Source organism: Vibrio sp. 10N.222.54.E6 (genome assembly GCF_041473955.1).
Taxonomy (GTDB): Bacteria; Pseudomonadota; Gammaproteobacteria; order Enterobacterales; family Vibrionaceae; genus Vibrio; species Vibrio tasmaniensis_A.
In genome coordinates this window covers 78,621-89,873 of sequence record NZ_JBFRTD010000032.1, presented here as the reverse complement: position 1 = coordinate 89,873, position 11,253 = coordinate 78,621, and the positions used below count along the sequence as shown (strand labels likewise).

The window sequence follows — 11,253 nt, the reverse complement described above, 5'->3', positions numbered from 1 at the left end:
GTTAAAATTGGCTGCCACTAAATTTAGGGTGCAGAAAACCACGCCCAGAATCTGTGTGAATAAAACCGTTAGGAGCACAGGTATTTAGGACAGCCAAGTTGTTCGTTATTTTTTATATGGTGTTTTAATTGCGAGTTAGAAGTTAGCTCAAAATTTAGTTAGTTCTGTGTTGCAGTACTTGCTTCAAACTTACCCTTTTTTACAGCATGACCACGCCACATCAGAAGAGTAACAGTTGAAATCACTGTGCCGACAAGCGCAGCACCGAACCAGATTGCAGCAGCAGAGAATGCGCCCAAACCTGAATCGTGTAACAAGAAGATAGAAAAAATACCTGCACCCGGAGTCGATAGACCGATACCTGCCGCACCAACCATCGCGCCTGTAACCACAGAGCCTAGTAGGAATGAACCGATTACACGGATTGGATCTTCAATCGCCATTGGGATTGCACCTTCGGTAATACCCGCTAGGCCAAGTAGCCATGTAGATTTACCGGTTTCAATCTCAAAGTCTTTGAATAGGCGTGGAGCAATCATGGTTGAAGCCGTTACGGTGAACGCCGATACCATTTTTACTGAACCAAAGATTGCGTATGGGCCATAAACACCGTTCGCCATTGCACCTAAACAGAATGCGTAAGCGGCTTTGTTTACCGGACCACCTAAGTCGAATGATACAAACAAACCAAGAATCGCACCCAATAGCAGCGCATTGGTGCCAGACATACCGTTCAACCAGTCCGTTAGACCTTGGTTTAGGAACGCTACAGGTTTACCGATAACAAATAGCATCAAGCTACCTGCCACCAAAGTACCGATCACCGGATAAAGGTAGAAAGTAAGGAAGCCGTTAAACGCAGGGCCTAAGCGAACATGCTCTTTTACCCAACGCATCACGTAACCAGCAATCAAACCACCAACAACACCGCCTAGGAAACCAGAGCCAATGATGTTTGCTGCAATACCTGCGGCAAAACCAGGACCAAGTGCCGGTTTATCTGCTAATGAGTAAGCTGTGTAAGCTGCCAGTACTGGCACCATCAATGTACCCAGTAGGCCGCCACCTAGTTTGCGATACATCCATAGCCAAGAATCTTTTGTTGCATAGAGCTCTTGCAGGTCAAAAATTTGCGCGATAAGAACAGCAACCGCAAGAACAGTACCACCAGCAACGATAAGAGGAACCGCGTAAGAAATACCAGAAAGCAGTGCTTGTTTGAGCTCAGTTTTCAGTGGCAGTTTCTTCGGTTTATCATCAGTAGCTACTTTACGCTCTGCACCGTTGCCTTTTTTCGACTCTTCGATCGCTTCGTTTAAAATGCGCTCACCGTGTTTAATCGGTTCTGCGACTGGTGTTTCAATACGAGGAATGCCGTTAAAGCGCTCAGATTCTTTAATCGCCACTTCAGCAGCAAAAACACACGCCACAGCATTGTTTAATTGCTCAGCCGTTAAGCGATCTTCAATACCGTTTGCGCCCTGTTTTTCAACATGTACGTTATAGCCAAGCTTTTTGCCCGCCTTTTCAAGATATTCTGCCGCCATATAAGTATGAGCAATGCCAGCAGGGCAAGCAGTAACACATACAACTGTCGGTGCATTTGTATCTAAGTTGTCTTGTTTTTCTTCTTGTTGATTGTCGCCATCAAGAAGCGCAAAGATTTCTTCAGCGGTTGTCGCTTTTAATACCGCTTCGCGAACATCGTCGTCAACCAATGTAGTTGTCAGTGCGGTAAGCAGATGCATGTGGGTAGAGCCCGCTTCTGCATTTGGAATCGCAATTAGGAAGATAAGATTCACATCTTCGTCTTCATCCAAGCCTTTCCATTTCATGTCTTCTTTAAGCGTTGCTACAGCGAAGCCAGCTTCTTTAACCGCGTCAGTCTTACCATGCGGTACTGCTAGGCCTTCGCCAAGCGCTGTCGGGCCTTGCTCTTCACGAGCAAATACTGCATCAAGATACTCTTGCTTGTTATGCAGTTTGCCTTGCTGATCCAGTTGGTCAGCAAGTGCGTAAATCGCTTCTTCTCGACTGCTAAACGTAGTTTGCAGATTTACGAGCGACTTATTCGTTAGAGTAGTAAGTTTCATAACCTTTGTCCCATAGTCACGGATTAGTACGACAGTCGTCCCTGTCGACGAGAAGAATAATACAACTTCAAGACATTTAATCCGTGATCACGATCTCACCAATACATATTTGTATTTAATTTGTATTTAAATCGTATTGGAAAATCCTTTAAGAAAGCTTGTTATGTATCGTTTAATTTGTATTATATGTACTACAAAACGCCGATACGACGCTCACACTAACCTTTAAAGCAAGGCTTATATAGAGCAAATTTACGTATTTAAGGTACAGGTTGTTAATCAAAGTCTAGTTGTTCTAGCGCACAAATGAGGCAAAAATGGCAAGACTCCCTATGTATCGCCAAATCGCCGATGCAATAAGAGAAAAGATCAGTTCTGGTGAATATAAAGTTGGAGAAGCACTCCCAACAGAAGCGCAATTGCGTGAAGTATTCTCGGTAAGCCGTGTGACGGTTAGGCAAGCGTTGAAACTACTGATCGAAAACGATGAGCTTGAAAGCGTTCAAGGCAGCGGCACTTACGTCAAAGAGAACAAGATCAATTACGACATCTACAAACAGTCGAGCTTTCAAGAAAAGTGGGCGCATTTGGATGTGGTTACACACAGTGAAGTTCTGGCCTTCGAAATGAAGCCGTGTTCTTTGGCGATGTCTGAACATTTAGATATCAAAGAAGGCGAATTGGTTTTCTACGTAAAACGTGTTCGTTTCATAGACAACAATCCAATCACGGTTGAAGAAACTTGGTTACCTGTTGCCCTATTCCCAGATCTCACCTATCAAGTGATGCAGACATCAAAGTACGACTTTATTGAGAACACCAAAGGCATGGTGATTGATAGAAGTGAGCAGGAATTGGTACCGATTCTTCCGCCTGAAGATGTTGCGAAACAGCTAGGTATTGACCCAGCTCAGCCTATCATTGAAAAACGTACTCGCGGTTACCTTGCCAATAACACGGTGTTTGAATACAGCCGTAACTACTTCACGTCTAACGATTACCGATTTACTTTGGTCGCAAGACGCCAAAGGTAAGCAATACTATAGGCTTTGGTTTACCTAAACGAATGCACCAAAGAAGCTCTTCCACACTTAGAGCTTCTTTCGCCTTTAATACCAAATCACACACCAGATACGCGTTGTGTGATTTGATCACCGAGAATTAAATCTCCCTCCAGGCTTCAACGCGTAGTGCTCGATAGCATTAAAACCACTCTAAAACATCATAAGGCTGTAACACTTTGATTGTGCTCCCCACATCAAATCGCCCGTTCGTCTCTTGCCCCACATAACTCTCTTTTTCTCGCTATTATCACCATTTGCACATCAACGGCTAAAGTTATCCAACCCTTCCTGTCATATGAAACTAAAACAAGCAAAGGTGATCCAAGTTATATTCTAGGGAGTCACAAATTTTGTTTATTAACACCCAAACAACAGTAGTTAATCAATATTTACAACCACAATTAACATAGAAAAAAATGTTTGTCTTAGATCATACCAACCTCAACTATGCCTCGTGCCACAGTGCAGTTTTCTGTACATTCATTGTCATATTCTGAAACACTTTCTTATATTTTTTAAACTTTGTGGAGATTTCTATGTTAGAGCTCTTGATCGGATTAGTAATTACCATCGCTGTTGGTTACTTTATTGTGAAAGGCTATAAAGCGGCAGGCGTATTACTAACTGCTGGCCTTGCCCTACTTCTTATTACTGGCCTTATTGGTCACACAGTCTTACCAGCTAAAGTCGCCTCAACAGGTAACATGGTTACCGACTCACTCGAATTTGTTAAGTACATGCTTCAGTACCGTGGAGGCGGCCTAGGCATGCAAATCATGCTTCTTTGTGGTTTTGCTTCTTACATGACGCACATTGGTGCTAACAACGTAGTAGTGAAACAGTTCTCTAAACCGCTTGCTGCTATTAAATCTCCCTATGTACTTCTTGTTGCGGCTTACATCGTAGCGTGTCTAATGTCTCTAGCAGTAAGTTCTGCAACAGGCCTTGGTGTGTTACTGATGGCGACCCTATTCCCAATGATGACGGCGATGGGTATTTCACGCCCAGCAGCGGTTGCCGTTTGTGCATCACCTGCAGCAATCATTCTTTCACCAACCTCTGGTGATGTGGTTATCGCAGCTGAAAAATCAGGCATGTCTCTTGATGTGTTTGCTGTTCAAACAGTATTGCCTGTTTCTATCTGTGCAATCATCGTGATGGCTGGCGCGGCTTTCTTCTGGAACAAATACCTAGATAAAAAAGAAAACACGCCAATGGAAAAAGTAGACGTTTCTGAAATCGAAACAACAGCACCGGCTTTCTACGCTGCACTGCCATTCCTACCTATCATCGGCGTTTTCCTATTCAACGGCCGCACGATTCCAGGGCTTTCACTTGATATCTACACCATTGTTGTAGGTTCTATCTTCGTGGGCGCAGTTATCGATTACGTTGTTAAGAAGTTTGACGGCGAGAAAACATTAGAAGACTTAGATTCTTGCTACCAAGGCATGGCTGACGCGTTCAAAGGCGTGGTAATGTTGTTGGTTGCGGCGGGCGTATTTGCTCAAGGTCTAATGTCTATCGGTGCAATTGATAACCTAATCGGTCTTGCTGAATCGGCAGGCGCAGGCGGTATCGCATTAATGCTTATCCTAACAGGTTTAACGGTTGCTGCAGCTATCGCGACAGGTTCTGGTAACGCGCCTTTCTATGCATTCGTAGAACTGGCTCCATCACTAGCGGCGAAAATGGGCTTGAACCCAGCGTTCCTAATCATCCCTATGCTTCAAGCATCTAACCTAGGCCGTACCATTTCTCCAGTATCTGGCGTAATTGTTGCGACATCGGGTATGGGTAAAATCAGCCCGTTTGAAGTTGTAAAACGTACTTCTGTTCCAGTAATCTGTGGTCTTATCACGGTTATCTTTGGTACGCTGGTATTGGTTCCAATGGCAGCTTAACTTAAAGAAACACTCTATCTAGACTGATACAAGCTAAGATAGAGATGCCGATATAAAATGCCCTAACAAAAAGGCGCTGAACTTAATAAGTTCAGCGCCTTTTTTGCGTCATATTAATTAGAGAATTCAAAACTCTATCTATTGGAGCATGACACTAAAAATGTCACAAGGGATTGAAACAGCACAGCTTTAAATAGTATTACTTAAAAAGAACAAGCCCTACTTCATGTCACCATAACGTTCTAAATAAAGAACGGTTGCTGCGGTACGAGAAGGCACTTGCAGCTTTTTCAACAAACTCTTCATATGTACCTTAACTGTCGATTCAGAAATAAACAGGTGATCGGCGATCTGCTTGTTACGGTAACCTTTCGCGACTTCTTGAAGAATTTGCATTTCACGTTCAGTCAGTTGGTCGAAGATATCATTTCGACTGTCAGCATCATTCAAATAACGAGCTACCACACTGCTGTATGCCTTATCGCCGCTATGTGCTTGCTTAAGCAGTTCAATCAACTCATCGGGTTCAGTATCTTTCAGTAAGTAACCATCAGCGCCCGCTTTAACAATCGCTTCTATATCCGCAGGGCTATCAGAAACCGTTAAAATAACGATGTTAGCGCTTGAACCATCAGTACGAAGTGCTTTCAGAGTATCTAGCCCAGACATGCCTTTCATATTCAGATCCAACAGGATCAAATCAGGTTCTTCTTCATGGGCAAGAGCGACCGCTTCAGTACCGTTACTTGCTTCTGCAATCACTTCAAATTCATCTTCAAAGCTCAGTAATTGGCTTATACCTCTGCGCATCAATGGATGATCATCAACCAACATTACTTTACAAATCGTCAACTTTAACTTCCTTTAAACTTTTATATTTCAATATGACTGTACAGCCCTCACCTTGAGCCGCTTCAATCGTTAAGTCACCATTCAGTCTTGCCGCACGCTCCTGCATAATACTCATTCCGTAGTGGTTCATCTTCGAACTACTTGGGTCAAAGCCTTCTCCATTATCTTTAATCACGACTAATACTTGTCCGTCCTCATCGATACAGCATACATCTATCAAGTCGGCATTGGCGTGTTTTATTGCGTTTATTGTTGCTTCACGAATCAATTGAAGCAAGTGAACCTGACTGTGCGCATCAAGCTCTAGCGATGAAAGGTTATTAGTTAATTTAATCTTCGCATCGGTTCTTTCACTAAGTTGCTCTAGCATGGTGCTCAAAGCATCTCCAAAGCTACCCTCTTTGATGGATAACCTAAATGTGGTGAGTAGCTCTCTCAATTGAGTATAGGCACCGGCTAACCCATTCCCTATCTCAGATGCAATCTGCTCAGACTGCTCTCGATGTTTGTGTTCCGGAAGTTTACCAATAACACGCTTTAACAATGTCACTTGGATTTTTAAATACGACAGCGATTGGGCCAATGAATCATGCAGTTCACGCGCAATCGTCGCTCGCTCTTCCATAATAATAAGCTGCTCAGCTTTCTTTTGAGCGCGATTATAGTAGATAGCTCTCGATAACAGTTGAATAAAACTCTCAATTAGCGTCTTAGTTGAATGACCATGATGATATGAGCAATACAGATAGCCCAAAACAAGCTCGTTATCATCCAGTTTCATTTCAAACTTTTCATAATCGCAAGTCGGGTCGTAACCTTCATCCATAATCAAAGAACGTCCCGAATTATCGACTATTTCTAACCTTAGCGATTCAATCCCTTCTAGGCTGACCAAGTACTGCAAAATAGCTCGGAAATTTTCCGGTGCAACACGCGTTACCGTGAGTTCTTGAGAAGAATAATAGAGTGCTTGCAATGATTGGTTGGCATTTTGTAACTCAACCGTCTTGGCATCGACAACATCTTCAAGGTTTCGATACAGCACGCCTAAATCTTTCGCCATCGAGTTAAATGTTTTGGTCAAAATGCCCAGTTCATTATTGTTGGTAACCTCCAACTTAACCTCGAAATCACTATTTTTTATTCTCTGGCTAGCTCTAACGAGAGCGTGTAGAGGCTTAACAACTTGTTTACGTACAAAATGAACAACAAAAAGAGATATGACGAGTATTCCACCTAGACCTATACCACCAGCCCATGCCAATTTAATTAATTTATTTTCTGAAAATTCTTGTAACTTAAAAACAAAGCGGTCGATTTCAATAACAAAATTTTCAACAAGTACCAGGTAGTGTTTTCTATCTTCGCTATTTAAGACCTGCTTCAATTCATGCCAACGGCCAATTATTAAATAATAATCATTTGTAATATCAGTTGGCACTTCCCAACTCACCAAATTAGTCATCGATGTGGAATAAAGGGAACTTTCAAATTCACGAATATGAGAATCGTAATCCACTGATTCTATTTGAATATCATGCGCTAAACGGTAGCTTTGCATGCGCATCGAGCCAGCCACATTAACCGCCTCGGCATCATTAAGGCTGGACGCCAATGTAAAAATAGCAAAACCGGTGGTGGCAACTGAAAGGAGCAATATAAATAGCAATGATTTAGCTATTGTACTCGTCACAGATGAAACAGGTTTAATAAGCAAAGTTAATATCCTGAAGGTATAAAAATGGCTATCGGGAACCTATTGTCACACATCAAAAAACAGAGCTCCATTCAATATGTGACCAAACGCTTCATAATTTATTGATCTAAGACAATATAGGATCCTATTTAGCCCTTAAGGGGTATTTATACAAATATTTCTAAAACTACACTACTTGTGAGGATAAATGACAAGATATTAACGAAACAATGATCTACAATTACAACATCTTAGCAACATTAGTAGGCATTTAGTGGTAGACCTATCGAGACGACGCCTATTTTCTAGGCGAAAAGTAGATTCAAGCCAAATTCGATTGCCTTGGATTAAAAGTCTAGAAAGCTTCGCAGATGATTGTACACGTTGTGGTAAATGCATCGAAAGTTGCGAGACACACATCATCATTGTCGGCGACGGTGGTTTTCCTACTGTCGACTTCTCAAAAGACGAATGTACATTCTGTTATCAATGTGCAGACGTTTGTCCAGAGCCAATTTTTAAACCCGAGGAAGAAACGCCTTGGCTGGCAAAAGCAACTATCTCTGATAAATGCTTGGCCCAACAAAATGTTGAATGCCGAAGCTGTGGTGACATGTGTGAACCTATGGCGATTCAATTTCAACTTAGAGCAGGCAGTGTTGCTCTACCAAAAATCGAGTTAGATGAGTGTAGCGGTTGTGGAGCCTGCGTAGCAGTTTGCCCTACTTCGGCTATTCTTGTGAGTAATGCATAAAACAAAAATAACGAGAGCAATTTATGGCACTAAATGAAGTGCATATATCAAGTTTAGTCGTGCATGTGAGCCCAGAGCATCTAGACGAGATCAAAGCACAAATCGAGCAATACGATAATGCGGAAATCTACGGCAGTAGCCCTGAAGGCAAAATCATCGTGGTCCTAGAAACCGAGAACCAAGGTTTTGTTACGGACACCATCGAAGAAATTAATAATATTACGAACGTTTTAGGGACAGCTTTGGTTTATCACCAAATCGAGACTGGACTAGACGAAACGGATTTAGAAACTGGAAGCAACAATTCTCAACTTGAGGGTGAAGTATGAAAATGACAAGACGCGCGTTTGTGAAAGCAAACGCAGCTGCATCAGCGGCAGCCGTTGCAGGTGTAACTCTACCAGCAACAGCAACCAACCTGATTGCTAGCTCTGATCAAACAAAAATCACGTGGGATAAAGCGCCTTGTCGTTTTTGTGGTACGGGCTGTTCGGTACTAGTTGGTACTCAAAACGGTAAAGTGGTCGCGACTCAAGGCGACCCAGAAGCACCTGTAAACAAAGGCCTTAACTGTATTAAAGGCTACTTCCTTTCAAAAATCATGTACGGTAAAGACCGTCTTGAACAGCCTCTTCTTCGTATGAAAGATGGTGAGTTCCACAAAGATGGTGATTTTGCACCAGTATCTTGGGACAAAGCTTTCGACGTAATGGCTGAGAAATGGAAAGCCGCTCTGAAGAAGAACGGTCCAACAGGCGTTGGTATGTTCGGTTCCGGCCAGTGGACAGTAATGGAAGGCTACGCAGCGGTTAAGCTGATGAAAGCGGGCTTCCGTTCAAACAACATCGATCCAAATGCTCGTCACTGTATGGCATCTGCGGTAGGTGCATTCATGCGTACTTTCGGTATCGATGAGCCAATGGGTTGTTACGATGACTTTGAACACGCAGATGCATTCGTACTGTGGGGTTCAAACATGGCAGAAATGCACCCAGTACTATGGACTCGTATTACAGACCGTCGTCTAAGCCACCCACACGTTAAAGTAAACGTACTGTCTACTTACTACCACCGTTCTTTCGAGCTTGCAGACACAGGTTACATCTTCGAACCTCAATCAGATCTAGCGATTGCTAACTTCATCGCTAACTACATCATTCAAAACGATGCGGTGAACTGGGAATTCGTGAACAAACACACGAACTTCAAGCAAGCAACAACAGACATCGGTTACGGCCTTCGTGACAATGACCCACTACAGAAAGCCGCTGCGAACCCTAACTCAGGTAAAATGACTGATATCAGCTTCGAAGACTACAAAGCTTCTGTTGCTGAATACACCGTTGAAAAAGCATCTGAAATGTCAGGTGTATCTCAAGATGACCTTATCAAGCTGGCTAAGCAATACGCAGATCCAAACATCAAAGTAATGTCACTTTGGACTATGGGTATGAACCAACATACTCGTGGTGTATGGATGAACAGCCTTGTGTACAACATCCACCTTCTTACAGGTAAGATTTCTACTCCAGGTAACAGCCCATTCTCACTTACTGGCCAACCATCTGCATGTGGTACAGCTCGTGAAGTAGGTACGTTCTCTCACCGTCTACCGGCAGATATGGTGGTTGCTAACCCTAAACACCGTAAGATTGCAGAAGACATCTGGAAGCTTCCAGAAGGCACTATCCCACCTAAACCGGGTAAACACGCTGTTGCGCAAGACCGTGCGTTAAAAGATGGTACGATCAACGCGTACTGGGTAATGTGTAACAACAACATGCAAGCTGGTCCAAATATCAACACTGAACGTCTACCAGGTTACCGTAACCCAGACAACTTCATTGTATGTTCTGACCCGTACCCAACAGCAACAGCTCAAGCTTCTGACCTTATCCTTCCAACAGCAATGTGGATTGAAAAAGAAGGTGCTTACGGTAACGCTGAGCGTCGTACACAAGCATGGTACCAACAAGTTAAAACCGTAGGTGAAGCAAAGTCTGACCTATGGCAAATCATGGAGTTCTCTAAACGCTTCACTGTTGAAGAAGTTTGGGGCGAAGAGCTTCTAGCTAAAGCACCTGAGTATCGTGGTAAAACCATGTACGACGTGCTGTACAAAAACGGCAACGTTGATGCATTCCCACTGTCTGAAGCACAAGAGCTTAACGACGATGCTCAAGCTCAAGGTTTCTACGTTCAAAAAGGTCTATTCGAAGAATACGCAGCCTTTGGTCGCGATCACGGTCACGATTTAGCACCTTACGACACTTACCACAAAGTCCGTGGCCTACGTTGGCCTGTTGTTGACGGTAAAGAAACACTGTGGCGCTTTAAAGAAGGTTCAGATCCATACGCTAAGAAAGGTTCTGGTTGGGATTTCTACGGTAAACCAGATGGTAAAGCTCTTATCATCAATGCTCCTTACGAAGCACCACCAGAAGTGCCAAGCGACGAATACGACATGTGGTTATGTACAGGTCGTGTTCTTGAGCACTGGCACACAGGTACTATGACTCGTCGTGTACCAGAACTTTACAAAGCAGTACCGGATGCACTTTGTTACATCCACCCTGCTGACGCTAAAGCTCGTGGCCTTCGCCGTGGTGATGAAGTTCTTATCGAAAACAAACGTGGTGAAGTACGCGTTCGTGTTGAAACTCGTGGTCGTAACCGTCCACCACAAGGCTTGGTATTCGTACCATTCTTTGATGCAAGAATTCTGATCAACAAGTTGATCTTGGATGCAACGGATCCTCTGTCTAAGCAGACGGATTACAAGAAGTGTCCAGTTAAGATCACTAAGGTTTCTTAAGAGCCAAGCGCTTTTCGAACCTAGATACAAGATCTAACGTATTTAATATTGCGACTACTTTTTTCATCACTTTTT

Annotated in this window: 8 protein-coding genes; 5 read left to right on the top strand and 3 right to left on the bottom strand. The window is 43.2% G+C overall.

Annotated features, from left to right (window positions below):
* Nucleotides 1–158: 158 nt before the first annotated feature.
* Nucleotides 159–2,093 (bottom strand): PTS 2-O-a-mannosyl-D-glycerate transporter subunit IIABC, encoded by a 1,935-nt coding sequence (gene mngA, locus AB4513_RS18250; protein ID WP_009845447.1) that lies wholly within the window; start codon nt 2,091–2,093, stop codon nt 159–161.
* A gap of 317 nt (nt 2,094–2,410) precedes the next feature.
* Here mngA and AB4513_RS18245 point away from each other — a divergent pair, with 317 nt between their 5' ends.
* Both AB4513_RS18245 and dcuC read left to right on the top strand, forming a co-directional pair.
* On the top strand, nt 2,411–3,127 hold the full coding sequence (locus AB4513_RS18245) for a GntR family transcriptional regulator (RefSeq protein ID WP_009845448.1): 717 nt from the start codon (nt 2,411–2,413) through the stop codon (nt 3,125–3,127).
* A 566-nt stretch (nt 3,128–3,693) separates the two neighbouring features.
* On the top strand, nt 3,694–5,061 hold the full coding sequence (dcuC, locus tag AB4513_RS18240; protein WP_009845449.1) for an anaerobic C4-dicarboxylate transporter DcuC: 1,368 nt from the start codon (nt 3,694–3,696) through the stop codon (nt 5,059–5,061).
* 219 nt (nt 5,062–5,280) lie between these two features.
* On the opposite strand, the gene AB4513_RS18235 is transcribed toward dcuC, so the two are convergent.
* Nucleotides 5,281–5,913, bottom strand: a complete 633-nt coding sequence (locus AB4513_RS18235; RefSeq protein ID WP_009845450.1) for a response regulator — start codon at nt 5,911–5,913, stop codon at nt 5,281–5,283.
* Nucleotides 5,900–7,630 carry a nitrate/nitrite two-component system sensor histidine kinase NarQ gene (narQ, locus tag AB4513_RS18230; RefSeq protein ID WP_102258340.1) on the bottom strand — a complete coding sequence of 577 codons (1,731 nt, stop codon included), beginning with the start codon at nt 7,628–7,630 and terminating at the stop codon, nt 5,900–5,902. The genes AB4513_RS18235 and narQ overlap by 14 nt, the downstream gene beginning before the upstream one ends.
* A 253-nt stretch (nt 7,631–7,883) precedes the next feature.
* Between narQ and napF the strand changes: the two genes are divergently transcribed.
* The 3 genes from napF to napA are packed head-to-tail and all read left to right on the top strand — an operon-like array spanning nt 7,884 to nt 11,178.
* Nucleotides 7,884–8,363, top strand: a complete 480-nt coding sequence (gene napF / locus AB4513_RS18225) for a ferredoxin-type protein NapF (protein ID WP_017097479.1) — start codon at nt 7,884–7,886, stop codon at nt 8,361–8,363.
* Nucleotides 8,364–8,386: 23 nt separating this feature from the next.
* Nucleotides 8,387–8,692 (top strand): chaperone NapD, encoded by a 306-nt coding sequence (locus AB4513_RS18220; RefSeq protein WP_009845453.1) that lies wholly within the window; start codon nt 8,387–8,389, stop codon nt 8,690–8,692.
* Complete coding sequence (napA, locus tag AB4513_RS18215) at nt 8,689–11,178, top strand: periplasmic nitrate reductase subunit alpha (protein WP_009845454.1); 2,490 nt, start codon at nt 8,689–8,691, stop codon at nt 11,176–11,178. Before AB4513_RS18220 ends, napA begins: the two co-directional genes overlap by 4 nt.
* Nucleotides 11,179–11,253: the final 75 nt, after the last annotated feature.

Coding starts and splice junctions, on each gene's coding strand:
- AB4513_RS18245 (WP_009845448.1), top strand. CDS start 2,411: ATGGCAAGACTCCCTATGTATCGCCAAATCGCCGATGCAATAAGAGAA.
- AB4513_RS18220 (WP_009845453.1), top strand. CDS start 8,387: ATGGCACTAAATGAAGTGCATATATCAAGTTTAGTCGTGCATGTGAGC.
- dcuC (WP_009845449.1), top strand. CDS start 3,694: ATGTTAGAGCTCTTGATCGGATTAGTAATTACCATCGCTGTTGGTTAC.
- mngA (WP_009845447.1), bottom strand. CDS start 2,093: ATGAAACTTACTACTCTAACGAATAAGTCGCTCGTAAATCTGCAAACT.
- napA (WP_009845454.1), top strand. CDS start 8,689: ATGAAAATGACAAGACGCGCGTTTGTGAAAGCAAACGCAGCTGCATCA.